The following is a 17,119-nucleotide window of genomic DNA, read 5'->3' as shown; positions in this document are numbered from 1 at the left end:
ACTACACTAAGTATAAATACAACAATAGAAACAACAAGTATCATGTAATGGGGGTCAAAAACTTGTGATAATCCACTAAAGAAGGCTACCCAGCATAACAACATAAATATGAATGACCATATGTTTATTTTAGTCGCCAAACTTTTCATAAACACCCTCGGTCAACCCCACTTTTTTATAACTATTCTTTTCAAACTCTCCTGCCAATTAACGCAACAAAGCTGCCGATCTTTCAGCAGCTTCGTCATCATGGTCACATGGTATCAAAAGTATTTGGCTTGTTCCATAAACGTCTTCTGTAAAATTCATATACAGGGGCGATACCAACAATTACAACTCCGATCATTTTAAAAAGTACTATCAAAATCATCATTCCTTCCCTGGACAACCTTCCTCCCCATAATACCACATATTGGAACTATGCTGCCCGTTACTTTAATGGCAAAAGGCTGCCGGTCTACTGGCCGGCTGCCTTTGTGTCCCAATGAATATCGTTCCCGGTTACTTCAATCAGTTCTTTTTATATCACCTTTAATCACTACGCCCCATTGAGCAATTTCACGATGGTTTTTACTACATTCTAAGGCTGAAGCATGCCAACATAAGCTTTTACCAGGCACCCGCAAAGCTCATAAGAAGGCCGGATCCTGAGTGAGAATCCCTTCCAGATCTCTTACGCCAGAATCCCCCATTTCCAACTGTTCCGCCCAATGCAAAGATAGAAACTCCGTAACCCGAACAACAACGCCCACACTCACGCTGAACATGATACCTTGTTTAACTTCATAACCCACCCCAAAGAACTTCTACCTCATATAACGGTTCCTGCATTTATGACGATGAGGGTGATGTTAAGAAATGCAAATACAAGTGCAGGTACCGTTTTGCCGAATGGGTCCTTGGCCCTCAGATGTACGAAGCACGCCACCAGCATGGTAATGCCAAGCCAAACAGCGCCCCATGTAAGTGCTCCGACATACCAGTAGCCAGCGATAAGCCCTACGGCACCGATGAATTGAACGACTCCTGTTACGGGTAGAAGCCATTTCGGCAGTTTAAGGTTCTCAAATATATCGGTCCAATATTTTACTCCAAACATCTTAGCGGTCCCCGAAAAGATGTAGTATGCGATCAATAAGCTTTGCAGTATGATCGTAAGAATTGTCATATAGAAAGTCCTCCCTAATTTAATTAAAATAGGATTATTCATTTGACCACGGATCACGCACTCAATTCATCAGCTCCTTCTTTCCTGGGTCTCTTCCGAAATCTTCATCGTCCGTTTTCCCTGTCACTAACTTTGTCGTAAGTCAGCAAAGAAACGTGACCAGTTCCGTGAGAAAAATTTTCGAATGATCAACATGCATGTTCGTACATCTTCGTTGTCACCTTTGTTGAGTTTCATACGACAGGTAAGTAATAAGAAACCAATGGAAGGAATATGACCAATGGATGATCCTCAATGGCTGGCAGAACATTTTGAGACACATCGAAATCACTTGAAAACGGTAGCTTACCGGATGCTTGGATCTTTGAACGAAGCGGAGGATGCAGTACAGGAATCATGGATACGGTTTAGCCGTACCGATAGCAGCAACGTCGAGAATATGGGTGGATGGCTGACGACGATCGTCTCCAGGGTGTGTTTGGATATGCTGCGGGCTCGTAAATCACGGCGTGAAGAGCTTACGCTTGCGGGAGTGCCCGAGCCGGTGAATAACCAACAAGACGGCAGCGATCCTGAGCAAGAAGCATTGTTGGCTGATTCTGTTGGTCTTGCCATGCTTATGGTCCTTGGAAACTTGAATCCCTCTGAACGGATTGCGTTCGTATTACACGATATTTTCGCCTTGTCTTTTTCAGAAATAGCACCGATTATCGGGCGTAATGAGGTTGCGGCCAGACAGCTTGCGAGCCGCGCACGCCGTCGGGTTCAGGGAGCAAAAGCAACTGCGGATTCCGAGGAGTTCAAGCGGAAACGGGAACTTGTAGATGCTTTCCTGACTGCATCACGTTCGGGGGACTTTGTGAAGCTTCTTTCGGTATTAGACCCTGATGTTGTGCTGAGACAGGATCCAGCATTCCCTCCTGTCGCAGCATGGCCGCTTGTTCACGGTGCGGAAGCTGTGGCCAAGGGCTTCGCCGGTCGTGCCCAGGGTGCACGGCCGATCTTAATAAACGGTTCTGTTGGCGCAGTCGTCGCTCCTCGCGGTAACATGCTTTTCGTACTCGAGTTCAAGATTGTGGAGGGCAAAATCACCGAGATCGAGATGATTGCCGAACAATCGCGGATTCGCCAGCTCGACGTAGCAGAAATGAAGGAGTAAATAAAATGCGAAAAACGCATTGCCGCAGATCATAGGCACTGCGTTTTTGGCATGTTATTCAATGTTATAGTCCATTATTGCGTTAATGGAGCAGCTGCCGCGGCAAACTGCTCCTGGATCGTTCAACTCTCGTTAACCGATAACATAAAGCGATATATCTTATTAAAGGTGTGAACCCCCGCTTGCGTCAATGACCTGACCAGTGATCCATCCGCTCTCGCTAGAAGCTAGGAATGCTGCAATATCCGCAATGTCCCCCGGTTCGCCCCATCTTCCGAAAATCGAGTAGTCAGCGCCAAACTGACGGCTTCCCGGATCTTGGAGCATGCCAGCGTTCATATCCGTTGCGACGAATCCTGGCGCGATGGCATTGATTGTAATTCCGCGCGGACCGAGCTGATTCGCAAGGGAGAGTGTCAATGCATTAATGGCGGCTTTCGACATGCTGTATGCCGGAATAGCCGGCAGGGAAATGCGTGTAACTGCTGAAGAAAGTTGAATAATGCGCCCCTCTTTGCGGAGGCGGGGGAGCGCCTGCTGAATCATGAAGAATGGCGCCTTTACATTCAATGACATCAGTGAATCAAATTCGTCTCCCTTCGTGTCCTCGATAGCTGCTACAAGAGGGTTTCCTGCATTATTGACAAGAATATCGATTCCAGTCGTGCCGAACCGTGCGAGAAGTTCACGGTCCACCGCGTCATAGAGCGTCTGAATTCCATCAAGAGTCCCTAGATCGGATCCAACGGCAAAAGCAGAGCCCCCATGGTGCTTGATTTCCTCAACAACCTCCTCGGCAGCGCCTTGGCTGGATGCGTAATGAACAGCCACTGTCGCCCCTTCGCGCCCAAGCCGCTGTGCAATGGCCCGGCCGATGCCCCTGCTCCCTCCTGTTACGATAGCTACTTTGTTTAACAATTTACTCATACGCTTCATCTCCTGACGAATTGTTGTTTGATACAGCTTTGTTATACCACGTCCGGAATTTCGCGATGTTGTGCTCTCATTCACACAAATCGCCATTAACGGAATCTTGCTATCCTATTTTCAGATTATGTACGAATTGCGGCCAGGAAGGTATGCTTAGACGGGAGGTGATTTCACTTTGAATGACTCCATTCAAAAAAAGGAGCTCCAGCTAACTGATGAACGCTGGCAAGCTATCATTCACAATGACGCAGCCTTTGACCATCAATTTTTATATGGAGTTCGGACAACAGGCATTTTTTGCAGACCTTCCTGTAAATCAAGACCACCCAAAAAAGAGAATGTCCGTATTTTTGGGAGTGCAACGCAGGCTATATATGAAACCTTTCGGCCATGTAAGCGGTGCAAACCCAATGGAGCGCAAATTCCTACTGAAGAATGGGTTGATCAGATTACACAGTATATAGACAAACATTATGTTAATACGATTACGCTTGAAGCATTGTCGGATCAGTTTCATGGGAGTCCCTATCATCTGCAGCGAACCTTCAAGAGGATCAAGGGGGTTACCCCTGTGGAGTATGTTCAGAGAAAGAGAATAAACGCAGCTAAGGCATACTTGCTTGAAACGAATAAGTCATTAGACCAAATTGCTTTAGCCATTGGGTTCTCCAGTACATCGTATTTCGTTACTCTGTTCAAGAAAATGACCAAGCAAACACCTACTCACTTTCGCCGATTTTATATGAGTATGCCGAATATCGAGGATGATAAAGAAGATTCCCTTAAGCTTCAGTACACACGAAATAAAGGTAGTTAACTGAGGTAGCAACTGCAGGGAGCAGCTGCCGCGTGATACGCTCCCCAAACGGTAGGCAGGTGAAATAATAAAAAAACTGTTACTGTAAGGGTAGCATGAATAAAACAACCTTAAGGGTATGAAGGACTGGAAAGAAGTACTCGCAATCGAAGTTAGAGCGCTGAGCTGAAGCTTCAAGCGGTGAAAGATTATGTAGAGGGTGGATTGTCAAAATACCAGATCATCGACAAATACAGGATAATGCGAGAAGTATTATCTACACACTTACCAAACCTTTGAGGAGCTTGAGAGAGACATTCTGGCTTACATCGATTTTTACAATAACGAACGATTACAAGCAAAACTAAACGGCCTCAGTCCAATGGAATACAGGACCAAGGCCGCTTAAGATTTTTATTTTTTGTACTGTCTACTTAACGGGGGGCTGTTCACGGCGATCTGCTCCCTGACGCTAGAGTTCCCAGATAGCTTAATCCCATCTGTTAAAAGTTATAAATTATTCCTCTGTAATCTGCTTGAGCACCTTGGCTGGATTACCTGCGACTATTGTGTTTGCTGGCACATCTTTTGTTACTATTGAACCGGCTGCCACAAATGGAATTATCCCCTATTGAAACCCCGGGCAGAATTGCGGAATGCCCACCAATCCAAACATTATTTCCAATCGTAATGGGGATGCCGTAACCAGATTGATTACGGTCTTTGGGTCCGATATTATGACCAGCCGTGTAGATCCCGACATTCGGCGCTATCATGCAATCATCACCGATACGGACCTCCGCTATATCCAATATGGTGCAATTATAACCGGCATAGAAATTACGACCCACATAAATATTGTAACCCAAATCACAATGGAAATTATGCTCAATGCTAATGCCTTCACTTACGCTGCCAAACAGTTCTCGAATCAACCGTTCTTTCTCTTGTCCATCCTCGGGATCGCAGTCATTAAAAGCCTTTACAAGCCTTTGTGCTCGCATGTTTTTCTCCCTCAGTTCATTCGTTCCCCGTTCGTAATAGACCTTCACTTTTTTTTTCGACATGGTTTCCTCCAGGCAAAAATGGTTTTTCTAAAGTATAAACTATCCGGTAATAACATGGGAAATGCCCCCTGTTTTGGTTGAACTATCGTTCCTCTTCCCCCAGTATTAAGGACTTGTAATTTGGAGGCAGTTCATAATCCTTTACATGCTTGTATTCCGCAACTGTCACCTTCCCGGCATTATCTACGTGAAACTTTATCGAATCCATTCCTACATCCAGATGTGGGCCTACATATGGAGTTAGCGTTACATTAACTTCCATATGCGAAGAATAATACAGTACATTCAGTTCAGTCCCTCCAAGAAAAGGTGCGAACTGTGGAGATGTAGTTAGTCTATCTTTATAAAATTGGTTTATTTGATTTTGTATATTGGGTGCCAGGAGAGTCAGAACGAGTCTTTTATGATGTTCTTCGTATTCGTGTGACCTAGTAACAGGGGCTACCAATGAAGCATATAAATTGGTCTGCTCTCTATCTGATTGGACCCGCTTCTTGATTTTATTTGTAAATTCACGAAGCTCCGGAAAATAAACTTGGCTTCCGCGATATAGAAGATAATCTCCATTAAACACTAGTGAGAATCTTTGGTTTGGTTTTATGGATAATTCTAAGCGAGTAGGACCACCTTTGGGAGCAGGTCCCGTAAATATTGTTACATCACTTTGCGTGACTTTGCTTAAAAAGATAGTGAGCTTATTTACTTCGTCTTTAGTAAGAAGAATTTTATTACAGCACGACCACTTGATTTCAGCCGTTTCAATACCGCCCGGTGATAAATTAAAACTACCCCATTCAACATTAGGACGCAGACTAGAAACTATGATTTTATCTGATGCCACAACAGCTTCATTTCCGTTCAAAAGTACAAACATAAACAATAGTAGAACTGCCCACCTGTTCATGAAAAAATCACCTCCCCCATAATATATTGGTTGTTATTTTCCCCATTTTTTTTGAACTATCCTGCCGTCCTCAGACGTAAGGACGAAAATAACGGCAGCCAGGATTGGCTGCCGTTTCTGCGTAGCATATTGAATCGTTAAAGTTTTACATATTCTTCATCGGCTGCGGGCTCTAATTTACAACATCACCTATTTGGAGTCATTCGGTAAGTCAATCGGCGCAAGAGCTGCTCGGCGGGGCCGGGGTAGTTAGCGCGCTGCATGAACAAGGCAATTAGTATGGATAAGATCCATGTCAGCCAGGCGACAATATCGCTGCTGAGCTGATTCCCGGTAGCGCCTAGACCGCCTATCCCCTCCGCAAAAACGATAAAGAACACGATAGACTGAAAAATATAAAACGTCAACGATCGCTGGCCAAGAGCTGCGACAGCCCTTGTCAGCTTGCTGCGTAGTGTTCTTGGGCTGCAAGCGATTAATCCGATTAGTGAAGCCCATCCGATTCCGCCAGCATAGCCGGTAACGGTATGTATGGAACCTGCAATGGCTGTTGCTGCTTCTGAAGGGGAATTCCAATACAGCGAGGACAAGAGCGCTAGCGGTATGCCGCCAAGTGTGGAAAGCGCAAGACCAACCGATGCCGTCCGCAGGAGGAGGCCGCGGTGCCGCTCCGGATGATCCAGCAGCTTTTTCCTGCCTGCCCAGATGCCAAGTGCCATAGCCGGTATAACTTGATGCAGTAGAATCAAACTGTAGGGAGCCCAGTAGAACAATCGGGTCAGCATGGTATCTACGCTGCCGGCTAAAGCAGCTGTTCCTGGAGCTGAAGCAACTTGACCCCATTCATATTCACCGCGTGTAATCTCAGAACCAAGAACTGCCGCCAGCAAGAGAGCTGCTGCAGCGATCCAAATCAATTTCTTATCCGATAGCCGAAGAAACCAGACAAAGAGGATCGTTGCCATGCCATACAGTCCGATTGTAAGGTCGTCAAGCGATAATGCATGTGCAAAACCAAACAGAAGCAGCCACCAGCCCCGCCGGAAGAACAGTTTGCGTATAAAGGGCCAATCATGCCCCTTCTCTTCTTGGCGGTGTAATAATTGGACCATACCATAGCCAAATAGAAGAAAGAAAACAGGAAATGCCCGTCCGTCAACAAAGATCTGCCGCAATACTACGATCATTCGATTGAAAGTGGTTGCTTCGAGGGTTAATAGATTCTGATTAGCATGAGCCAGGGCAATGAGCAGCAGCATAAAGCCTCTGGCTAGATCCGGTGCAAGCTTGCGCCCGCTGCCGGAGGATGATGGATTACTTTGGGTGTTATTGGACATCGAATGGCCGATCCTCCCATTCCATACTGTATTCAAGTAAGAGCGCCTCCTTGATGGGACGGGGTATCGAACCCGTGGGCAAACCCATCATACCGAGGCATTCCTTTGTTGAGACAAAGCCGATTGCTTAGGCTGTACAGGAATGTTTAGTCGCACGATCTATCACTAATATTACCATATACGATTCCACAAACTTTATGTTACAGATGGTTAAAAACCGGGCGTTCTTTATTATGGATATCGCCAATCAGGGGCAGCCGGGACAGCACGCCACTACAGCTCATCAAGTGAAGAACAGTTCCTGACTGAATTAAGAATGCTAATAAAATAGTTCATCCTTGATTCTATAGTAAAGGAGCAGCTGTGCCGCGGCAACAACTGCTCCCTGGTTATGACGCTAACGTCCCATGTTGGCTGAATAGCATTACAGAGAGATGTTATATGAGTGTTTTGGTCATTATAAAATCGATTTGTTCTTCATCACCCATATGGAAAGTATGGGCCCCTGTTTGAACAAACCCCATTTTTTTATAAAAAGCGATAGCATTTTCATTTTTTTCCCATACGCCCAGCCAGATTTTCTTCTTTTCACATTCCAGCGCAATTTCCATAGCTTTATTTAACAGAACTTTACCAAGTCCATGTTTTTGAAATTTGCTTTTAATATAAATCCTCTCGATTTCGAGAGATTCATTACCCATTACTTCAGACTGAGCATCATTGGCGTTGACCTTTACATATCCTGCAACTTCATTATTGAAATAAACAAAAAAGAACTGCGAAAAAGGATGGGATAATTCTGTTTCCAATTGGTTTATGTTAAAAGCCCTTTCCAAATAGGTTTTTATATTGTCGGGCGAGTTCTGATCCTTAAATGTCTCGTTAAAGGTTTCATAACTAATTTCTTGAAGTGTTCGCGAATCTTCAAGGGTACACTTTTTTATAGTTATAGTCATATAAAGATGATCCTCCTTTTATCATTTTGGCTGATTGTTCCGGAATGATTCCTGTTTATTGTTGCAAATACAACAAAAAGCATGGTTTTAATTTATCTCATATTCGTTGTATTTGCAACAATAAAATCATTTGGCTCCCTCTACCTCACTTAGCTAGCGCATGAGCTGCAGCTGCATCCTTTTTTCATGAGGGGACTTACGTAAAGATCATAAATTCCTGCCGATTCATTCTAACACCCTCCTCATGGAAAAATAATGGTATCTATGTATCTGACGAAAGGTTGTGATCCAATGTTGTACCCAGCCTGAACTTCGAATCATTGGCAGTGAAAAAAGAGGCAGCCTGAGCTGCCCCTTGACTTGCTTGCATGATCTTTCCGGTGCTATTCCAGAACCGAGCTGATGAATTTTTCCAACGAAGCAGCATCGGTCATGTTCTTGTTGCACTCATGGCCGTTCATGCATATATAGTTACCGACCGATTTGTAATAGTCCGGTGAAGCATGTGCCGGTCTTTTTTTGGATGCCGCAGTGAACAAGGCCAATTCTTCGTAACTGCTGCATACGAAGCAGTAGCTTTTCTTGTGGGTTGCGGTATATCTGCCCTCTACACCGACAAATCCTTCGCCTGCGGGATACACGATGAACATTTTATTCGTCGCGATATCGGTCCAGCTCAGATAAGACACTTGCCGGAAGTCGATTTGAGAGAGATCGGGCAGCTTCAGCTTCTTGTTTTTGGGGAACAGCTTCCGAATCTGCTTCTCGGTCACTGGAGGAAATCCAATCCGATACGGCTCAAGTGCCAGCCTATAGTTGTGAACATCTTCTGCTGTTTTCACATCCGAAATGGATGCCAGCAGCGTTTTCCTGTTATCCGATAAGTCCGGAAACAGCTCCAGCACCTTGGTTTGGGCGCTGAGCCGGACGGACTCCCATATCTTCGGATCACCGACCGACCGGAGTGCATGAAGCACCGCGTCCGCCTGGTTTCGGATATAGTTATATTGATGGTTTCTAATAAATGGTTCGCACATGGACACTAGCCCCTTATTTTTTATTTTCGATAGAGAAAATAAAGTGCAAAGCCAATATATTAGAAAACGATAGCTGCGGATTCGGGCGACGTTCGTGAATCCCTGGTCAGCCCATGCAAAGTATCGCCTCTCCTATTCGGCTTTGCATGAGGCTTGTCCAATCCGGCAATCTCTGATTGCCATCAGTATCACCTCCCGTTCGTAGGAATGAGTATATTATAATCGAACCGGTACGCAGAGATAAAGGCACCTGCCGTGAATCCGCAGCTTGCGAGTCTACCTCTCGGGCAGGATCAGATAGGGCTATTCAACTGAACAGTGCTATGAAGCCTGGGCCCAGTTCTGCCCGTGTCCCCAGCCCCTCACCTCAATCAAGCCGATCATTATACCCTGGAATCGTTAACCCGGATGCCGGGTTGTGTTAACCCCATGTTAAATCCTCCGCGATCTCCAAACTTTGCGCCTGCGCCGAATTCCCGTTACCTCCAAAATGAGGAAAGAGTAGAAATTGTGCTAGAAATCAAAAACTTTTCCGTTGAGCGGGCCGCCCGTTCTCCCTTATGTTGGTGCTGCGGAACCGGCCAAGCCGCCGCTCCGCACCGGATACCACGTTCAAAACCACCATTAAGGGAGGAACCCCCTGCATGCAGTCATCGCTGTCCATGCCTACCGAACGATCGGCGAAGCCGTCGGCCTGGCGGAGCTCTTCGCTGTACGGCTACTGGAAGCATAGATACCTTACGCTGCTTCTGCTGCCCGCCATCATTTACTTTATCGTGTTCCACTATGTGCCCATCTACGGCATCCAGATCGCGTTCAAGCAATACCGCTTCATGGACGGGATCTCCGGCAGCCCCTGGGTCGGGCTCGAGCACTTCCGCTACCTGTTCTCGCTGGACAGCTTCTGGCTCGTGCTGCGCAATACGCTGATTCTCTCGTTGCTGAAGTTCGCGGCGGGCTTCCCCGCCCCGATCCTGTTCGCCGTGCTCCTGAACGAGCTGCGCTCCCTGCTGTTCCAGCGGCTGGTGCAGACCGTGACGTTCTTTCCCCATTTTATCTCGTGGGTGATTATGGCCGGGGTGCTGATCCAGTTCCTGTCCCCTTCCATCGGTCCGGTAAACCACCTGCTGAAGCTCCTCGGCTTCTCACCGGTGTTCTTCGTCGGTGATCCCGACTGGTTCCGCTGGGTGCTCGTCTTCTCCGACGTATGGAAGGATCTCGGCTGGGGCGCCATCGTGTATCTTGCCGCGATCGCGGGGATCAATCCCGAGCTGTACGAGGTAGCCAAGGTGGATGGAGCGGGACGGCTGCAGCGCATGCTGCACATTACGCTGCCGGGCATCGCACCGGTCGTGACGGTCATGCTCATTCTGAGCGTCGGCAAGCTCATCCAGGACGACTTCGACCAGGTGTTCAACCTGCTCAACCCGGCCGTCTACCAGGTCGGCGACGTGCTGAGCACCTACACCTACCGCAGCGGCGTAGAGCAGCTCAAGTACTCTTTTGCCACCGCCGTCGGGCTGTTCAAGAACGTCATCTCGCTGCTGCTAGTGCTCGGCGCCAACTGGGCGGCGAACCGCTTTAACCGCAGCGGCTTATGGTAAACCACGAAAGGAGGGCGGCCAAGTGAACCGCGCCCTGGAGAGAACCTCCGCATTCGATGTTCTGAATTACACGCTCATGACCCTGCTGTGCGTAATCACCCTGTATCCGTTCCTGTACCTGCTCGCGATGTCGCTCAGCCCGGCCGACGTATCGTTCACGACGCTGAAGATCATTCCCGAGAAAGTAACCCTGGATAACTTCAGGCAGGTGCTCGGCTACCCGAACATCCGCAGCGGCTTCCTGAACAGCATCTCCCGGACGGCGGTCGGCACCTTACTCTCCGTGGTCACCACCATGGCGGCCGCGTATGTGCTGTCGAAGCCTTATTTTCCGCACCGCCGGTTCTGGACCCAGCTCATCCTCCTTACGATGTTCTTCTCGGGCGGCCTGATTCCAACCTACCTGCTCATCAAGGACCTGGGCCTGACGAACAACCTCGGCGCGCTGGTGCTGCCGTCCATGATCAGCGCCTTCCAGCTGCTCGTCACCCGCAACTTCCTGGCCTCGCTGCCGGCTGAGCCGGAGGAATCCGCCAAGATCGACGGGGCGAACGACATCGTCATTCTGCTGAAGATCGTACTGCCGCTCTCGCTGCCGATTCTCGTCACGCTGGCGCTGTGGAATATGGTATCCCACTGGAACTCGTGGTTCGACTCCCTGCTCTACATGACCGATCCGTCCAAAGAGGTGCTGCAGGTCGTAATGCGCCGGATCGTGCTCGACGGCCAGATGGATGTGATGTCCACGGCCATTCCGGAGGACCGCCCCCATGTCTCCACAGAGACGATCAAGGCCGCCACCCTCATGGTTACGACGCTGCCGATCGTGGCGGTGTATCCGCTGCTGCAGAAGTATTTTGTGAAGGGCATGCTGGTCGGGTCCGTGAAGGGCTGAGCCTGCGGAACGGATCACCCCCCGTCATGTTCGCAGAGATGAGTGTCCAACGATGAGTAAGCCTCCAGGAAACAAGGCGCTCCGTCGCCTTTATATACAACACCCTACCTTATACGAAGGAAGTGCCCCCAATCCATGAAATCCTCCCAAGCCGCAAAGCATATCGCCCGCCTCGCCGCCCTGATGATGGTCACAGTGCCGGTCATGACCGCCTGCCAAACGTCCAAAACCGCTTCCGGAACAGGCGAAGCCGGTGCCGCAGCCGCAAGCTCTTCCGGTGACGCGCTTAGCAGGTACAACCCGGTAGATGGCAAAAAGTACAGCATCTCCTGGCTTCCCTATGAGACGGTACCGGTGCCGCAGGACGCCGATATGGTCAAGTATTATGAGGACAAGTTCAACGTCGACTTCGACATCTGGAACCTCGACCACAGCAAGGTGACCGAGCTGTTCAACATGCGCCTGGCCTCCGGCGAGATTCCCGACTACAACCGCAACGCCGTCAAAATGACCACCCTCCCCGAGTACGTGAACCAGGGTGTTCTCGCCGAGGTGCCGGAGGAGGTCATCAAGAAGCTCATGCCGAATGTCTACAAGAAAGCGACAGAGCTGGAGCCCGACTGGCTGAACTTCGCCAAGGTGGACGGCAAAATCTACGGCCTGCCGATCCTCGCCGACTCGGCCCTGTTCCGTACGACCGTGGTCTGGCGCGGCGACTGGCTGAAGAAGCTCGGCATCGAGAAGACACCGGATACGCTCGCCGAATTCGAGGACGCGCTCTATAAGATCGCGAACAACGATCCGGACGGCAACGGCAAGAAGGATACGTACGGCCTTTCGAAATCCGGTCTGCAGGTGATTTTCGGCGCCTTCGGCTATCTCCCCGGCTTCTCCGCCCACAAGTGGCAGGACTGGTTCTGGCAGGAACGTGACGGCAAGCTTGTCTACGGCGCCGTGCAGCCGGAGGTCAAGGATGCGCTGAAGCTCCTGAACAAGTGGTACAAGGACGGGGTGATCGACCCCGAGTTCATCACCGGCGAGAACACCGGCGGCTACTGGGGCCTCTCCCATGCCTTCATCAACTCGCGGATCGGCTTCACCGGCCATGCGCAGTTCCACCACTGGTACAGCCCGATCCCGGAGATCAAGGGCGACAAGGGCGGCCAGAACTACCAGGAGCTGTACAAAAAGGATCCGAACATCGCGAACTCCCTCGTTCATGGACTGCCGCCGCTCGGCAAGGATAACAAGCGCACGCTGTTCGCCAACAACTTCGTGGATGCGCCGGTCGTCGTGTTCGGCAAGCCGCTCGAGAAGGAGCCGGACAAGCTCGGCAAGATACTGCAGATCCTCGAGCACAACATGGGGTCGACCAAGGAAAACTACATGACCGCCCTCTCCGGCGTCCGGGGCAAGCACTGGGAGTCCGAAGATCCGGAGCTGAACACGATCCGCACGCTGCCTCCGTATGACACCATGACCAGCGGCGACGCATACGGCGCGGGGACCTTTGCCGCCAGCTTCATGACCTACGACACGAACAAGCACCGCAACCAGTGGGCGTATGACCACAAGTATGACGTCGGCACCGTGCGCAACAAGCTGATCGGCGCACTGCCATCCGACGCCAAATACAAGGCCGAGCTGCTCAAGATGCGCGACGAGATGATCATCTCCATCATCACCGGCGACAAGCCGGTCGACTACTTCGACACCTTCGTCGCCAACTGGAACAAAGCCGGCGGCGAGCAGCTTACCAAAGAAGCCAATGAGTGGTACGCTAATGTGAAGAAGAAATAAATGGGTAAGGCAGAGGGACGGGCCCCGTGGCGGATGCCCTCCCCTGCTGATTTTGCCGTTATCCCACACTGAGGCTTCAGGAGGTTACAAGTCCATGAACTCATCCGTACCGAATCCTTACGATGCTTTCTCCTTCTCCACGAGCTGGAACGTCAAGCGCCATGCCGTCGGCCGCGACATGATCGACGAGATCCGGGGGCTCGGCTTCCGGCGGATCGAGCTGAACTACCAGGTTACGGCACAGCATCTCGAGACGATCGAACCGATGATCGAAAGCGGTCTCATCGAGATCTCCTCCGTGCACCATGTCTTCCCGCGGACGGACGATCCCGAGTTCGGCCCCGACTCCCTCATGCTGGGGCATCCTGACGAGGCGATGCGCCGGCAGGGCGTCGAGCTGCTCGTGCAGTCCGCGGAGTATGCTGCGCGCTACGGCGCCAAAGCCGTCGTGCTGCACCCGGGCGAAGCCGACATCGGTCCGCAGTTCGATGCGGAGCTGAAGCGGCTCTACCGTGAGGGCCTGCGCGAGTCGGAGGCGTACGCGGACACGTGGCGGCGCATGCTGGCCCGGCGCACGGAAGCCGCCGCTCCCGCGCTGCATCACATGCGGGACAGCCTCGAGACCGTGTGCGAGCGGCTGGCCGTCCGCGGCATCCGTGTGGCGATCGGGCTCGAGACGCGAGCCCGGTGCCACCAGCTCCCGACGCCGGCCGAAGCGGCGGAGGTGATCGCAGGCCTTGCCGCCGCCCCCGTCTACCTGTGGGTCGACAGCGGCCATGCGATCATCATGGAGCGCATGGGGCTGTACGACAACACGGTCGACATGGTGAAGTACCGGCGCCTCATCTACGGCATGCATATCCACGATACGGTCGGGCTCGTCGACCACGGCTGTCCTTACGTCCATACGCAGGACGTGCCGGGGTTCGAGCGGTTCCTTCCGGCCATCGCCGCGGCAGAGCTCAAGGTCTATGAGCTCAAGCCGAACTGCACGCCGGAGGAGATCCGGATCAGCGTGCAGACGCTGGCTGCCCGGCTGCAGGTGCTGCAGGAAGGGGCGGGCGTATGAGCGGCGGCGGAGATCGTCTGTTGGGGCGGGCTGCGGGGGAGTCCAAGGTCGACTGCACGTCCGGGCGATATCCGGATCAGCGTGCAGACGCTGGCTGCCGCCCGGCTGCAGGCGCTGCAGGAAGGGGCGGGCGTATGAGCGGCGGCGCAGGAGATCGTCTCCTGAAGCTGGCCGCCGCCTATGCCCCCGTCATGCTGCTCGACGAGCAGGAGCCTTTCGTGCCCGTCCGCTGCGGAGTGACGCTGCTTGAGGCCTCCGGACCTTCACCGTCGTTCCGCCGCGAGCTGCGCTTCGATCCCGCCGAGGTCTCTTCGGTGATCGAATACGCCGTCTACTGGGACTATGACATCGGCCACCTCTACGATCTCGAGCATGTCTGGGTCTACCTCGGCCATCAAGGGGAAGTCGTGCGGTGCGAAGCCAGCTTCCACGGCAAATTCTTCCTCGGCCTGCTGCCGGACCGCAGCAACCTCGAAGACGGCCGGCGGCCCGTGCTTCATGTGCAGGCCGGCAAGCATGCCTTCGGCGCCATGCCGGAGCTCTTCCGCCTGCTGCCGGACGGCGAGCGGGCCGGGATGGAGCTCGCGGGCGAGGGCGGCGTACTCGTGCCGGACCTGTTCCGCGGCACGTTCGCCACTGACGCCGAGCTGGATGAGCTCGCCGCACGGCACCTGCAGGCGTTCCGCTTCCGGCCCTCGCACCGCTACCGGCGGTACGAGTGGCCCGCGGATGCCTTCGCGCCGTGGAGCGCGCTGCGCGAGGAGATTCCTCGGCGCATGAACGCGCTGCTGGCGCGGCTCCGCGCGGAAGCGGAGTAAGGCAGCGCGGGCGCTAGCTGTGCGGCGTACGCCACCTGCAGGCGTTCCGCTTCCGGCCCTCGCACCGCTGCAGGCGGTACGAGTGGCCTTCGCGCCGTGGAGCGCGCTGCGCGAGGAGATTCCGCGGCACATGAGCGCGCTGCAGGCGCGGCTCCGCGCGGAAGCGGAGTAAGGCAGCGCGGGCGCTAGCTGTGCGCCGCACGCCACCTGCAGGCGTGCCGCTTCCGGCCTCGACCGCTGCCTGCTGTACGAGTGGCCCGCAGACGCCTTCGCGCCGTGGAGCGCGCTGCGCGAGGAGAATCCGCGGCGCATGAACGCGCTGCTGGCGCGGCTCCGCGCGGAAGCGGAGTAAGGCAGCGCGGGCGCTAGCTGTGCGCCGCACGCCACCTGCAGGCGTGCCGCTTCCGGCCTCGACCGCTGCCTGCTGTACGAGTGGCCCGCAGACGCTGCGCGGGGGTACTGCTGTGCATGCGCGGCGGTCTTGTACGGGTACGAATTACAGTCCCCATGAGCTATAGATTGCCCCCATCCGGCGGCTCCAACGGACTGTCGCAACGGCCCCACTCAAAATAGCGGAAATCAGATGCCTTATCGTGATATTTCCCATCATTTCCCGAGAAATAGCGGAACTCAGGTATCTTATTGGCCCCAAAGTCACCGCTATCCCCCCTTCCAGCCCAGATAGCGCATCTGAGTTCCGCTATTTCGAAATCGGCCGCCATCATCCCGGCAATAGCGCACCTCAGTTCCGCTATTCGTATGGGCAAGCCAAACGGCTCAAGCCAGCCCCCCAAACTACCCGGCTGCCTCGACAAACGGCAAGGAACGGGCTGTTTGCCATCACAAGTCACATAGAGCGCGAAGTTTCGCCCGGCCAACATGACAACCGCCGTGTGGAATCCCCACCGCAAAGAAAAGAGGCCCCCTCACCGAGAGTGCCTCTTTTCTTCATGGTATACCGAGGCTCAACAGCAAGCCTCGGCCGCGTAAATCCTCCGCATGACCCTGTTTGGGCCGCCGCATCCGTATCTTACTGAATCGGATCCGGCACCATGCCGCTTTCCTTGACCTCTTTGTTCGTCGGGTAATCCGTCATCACCTTGCCAAGCTGCTTGACCTCTTCCTCGTTGTTCGACATCCGCCCGTTCTGGGCCTCGTCGATTGGCGTGGACTCGTTCTTGTACGGCTCTCCCTGCAGCTTCTCACGCAGGGTCGCGAGCAGCTTGTCCGCCTTGGCGGAAACCTCCGCAGGTACCTCGCCTTCTGCGGCGAACCGGGCCTCGCTCAGGTCTACGACGAGCTGATTGTTCTCCGCAGCGCGGGTATACACGCGGAACGGGTAGCCCTTGGACTCTCCCTCCGAGCGGATCGGGAGCTCATAGAAGCTATTCTCCTTACCGGCCACTTCATCGAATCCGTGGGCGGTGAGCAGGGTATGCACATGGGCAAAGGGCTTCGTGAACGAAGCTGCTTCGTTACGGTTTTGGATACTCATAGGGAACACTCCTTCGTCATGGCCGCCCCCTGCAGAGGGACGTGCCTCGGTTACCCTTTTTTACCCCGAAAGGGACCCCGCTTA

Annotated in this window: 16 protein-coding genes and 1 pseudogene; 9 read left to right on the top strand and 8 right to left on the bottom strand. The window is 52.5% G+C overall.

The genetic code is table 11. The features are described from left to right. Positions 1-811: 811 nt before the first annotated feature. Complete coding sequence (locus PM3016_RS06240; protein WP_014368787.1) at positions 812-1,168, bottom strand: DoxX family protein; 357 nt, start codon at positions 1,166-1,168, stop codon at positions 812-814. A 280-nt stretch (positions 1,169-1,448) separates the two neighbouring features. On the opposite strand from PM3016_RS06240, the gene PM3016_RS06235 reads away from it, so the two are divergent. After that, a complete protein-coding gene (locus PM3016_RS06235; RefSeq protein WP_014368786.1) occupies positions 1,449-2,327 on the top strand; it encodes a sigma-70 family RNA polymerase sigma factor in 879 nt (292 codons plus the stop codon). Positions 2,328-2,489: 162 nt separating this feature from the next. Here the strand turns inward: PM3016_RS06235 and PM3016_RS06230 are convergent, their stop codons facing one another. Beyond that, the gene (locus tag PM3016_RS06230; protein ID WP_014368785.1) at positions 2,490-3,254 is read right to left on the bottom strand and encodes an SDR family oxidoreductase; all 765 of its coding nucleotides are present in this window, start codon (positions 3,252-3,254) and stop codon (positions 2,490-2,492) included. A 178-nt stretch (positions 3,255-3,432) separates the two neighbouring features. Between PM3016_RS06230 and PM3016_RS06225 the strand changes: the two genes are divergently transcribed. Together PM3016_RS06225 and PM3016_RS41310 are read left to right on the top strand one after the other, a co-directional pair. Next, entirely contained in the window at positions 3,433-4,074 is a 642-nt protein-coding gene (locus tag PM3016_RS06225; protein ID WP_014368784.1) for a bifunctional transcriptional activator/DNA repair enzyme AdaA, read from the top strand. Positions 4,075-4,330: 256 nt separating this feature from the next. Then, positions 4,331-4,462: pseudogene (locus PM3016_RS41310) on the top strand (IS3 family transposase); the annotation flags it as partial. 145 nt (positions 4,463-4,607) lie between these two features. Here PM3016_RS41310 and PM3016_RS37040 read toward each other — a convergent pair. From PM3016_RS37040 to PM3016_RS06205, 5 genes are all read right to left on the bottom strand, one after another. Further along, a complete protein-coding gene (locus tag PM3016_RS37040) occupies positions 4,608-5,120 on the bottom strand; it encodes a sugar O-acetyltransferase (protein ID WP_014368783.1) in 513 nt (170 codons plus the stop codon). An 82-nt stretch (positions 5,121-5,202) separates the two neighbouring features. After that, on the bottom strand, positions 5,203-6,024 hold the full coding sequence (locus PM3016_RS37035; RefSeq protein WP_014368782.1) for a DUF3888 domain-containing protein: 822 nt from the start codon (positions 6,022-6,024) through the stop codon (positions 5,203-5,205). 185 nt (positions 6,025-6,209) lie between these two features. Beyond that, positions 6,210-7,397 (bottom strand): DUF418 domain-containing protein, encoded by a 1,188-nt coding sequence (locus PM3016_RS06215; RefSeq protein ID WP_041619038.1) that lies wholly within the window; start codon positions 7,395-7,397, stop codon positions 6,210-6,212. Positions 7,398-7,798: 401 nt separating this feature from the next. Then, positions 7,799-8,317, bottom strand: a complete 519-nt coding sequence (gene paiA / locus PM3016_RS06210; RefSeq protein ID WP_014368780.1) for a spermidine/spermine N(1)-acetyltransferase — start codon at positions 8,315-8,317, stop codon at positions 7,799-7,801. A 383-nt stretch (positions 8,318-8,700) separates the two neighbouring features. Continuing rightward, positions 8,701-9,354, bottom strand: coding sequence for a FusB/FusC family EF-G-binding protein (locus PM3016_RS06205; protein WP_013917507.1), 654 nt, complete (start codon positions 9,352-9,354; stop codon positions 8,701-8,703). A 644-nt stretch (positions 9,355-9,998) separates the two neighbouring features. Here PM3016_RS06205 and PM3016_RS06200 point away from each other — a divergent pair. The 6 genes from PM3016_RS06200 (at position 9,999) to PM3016_RS38450 (ending at position 15,712) form a co-directional block, all read left to right on the top strand. Next, complete coding sequence (locus PM3016_RS06200) at positions 9,999-10,958, top strand: ABC transporter permease (protein WP_013917506.1); 960 nt, start codon at positions 9,999-10,001, stop codon at positions 10,956-10,958. A 22-nt stretch (positions 10,959-10,980) separates the two neighbouring features. Next, positions 10,981-11,853, top strand: coding sequence for a carbohydrate ABC transporter permease (locus PM3016_RS06195; RefSeq protein ID WP_013917505.1), 873 nt, complete (start codon positions 10,981-10,983; stop codon positions 11,851-11,853). A gap of 135 nt (positions 11,854-11,988) precedes the next feature. Then, on the top strand, positions 11,989-13,653 hold the full coding sequence (locus PM3016_RS06190; RefSeq protein WP_014368779.1) for a type 2 periplasmic-binding domain-containing protein: 1,665 nt from the start codon (positions 11,989-11,991) through the stop codon (positions 13,651-13,653). A gap of 94 nt (positions 13,654-13,747) precedes the next feature. Next, the gene (locus PM3016_RS06185) at positions 13,748-14,722 is read left to right on the top strand and encodes a sugar phosphate isomerase/epimerase family protein (RefSeq protein ID WP_014368778.1); all 975 of its coding nucleotides are present in this window, start codon (positions 13,748-13,750) and stop codon (positions 14,720-14,722) included. After that, entirely contained in the window at positions 14,719-15,540 is an 822-nt protein-coding gene (locus PM3016_RS06180) for a hypothetical protein (protein WP_238540451.1), read from the top strand. Before PM3016_RS06185 ends, PM3016_RS06180 begins: the two co-directional genes overlap by 4 nt. Positions 15,541-15,559: 19 nt before the next feature. Then, a complete protein-coding gene (locus tag PM3016_RS38450) occupies positions 15,560-15,712 on the top strand; it encodes a hypothetical protein (protein ID WP_187298045.1) in 153 nt (50 codons plus the stop codon). Positions 15,713-16,570: 858 nt separating this feature from the next. Here the strand turns inward: PM3016_RS38450 and PM3016_RS06170 are convergent. Then, a complete protein-coding gene (locus PM3016_RS06170; protein WP_013917500.1) occupies positions 16,571-17,035 on the bottom strand; it encodes a hypothetical protein in 465 nt (154 codons plus the stop codon). Between the last annotated feature and the right edge of the window lie 84 nt (positions 17,036-17,119).

Origin of the sequence: Paenibacillus mucilaginosus 3016 (assembly GCF_000250655.1) — a bacterium.
GTDB lineage: Bacteria > Bacillota > Bacilli > Paenibacillales > NBRC-103111 > Paenibacillus_G > Paenibacillus_G mucilaginosus.
The sequence above is the reverse complement of the archived record's forward strand: the minus strand, read 5'-3'. Positions and strand labels throughout refer to the sequence as shown.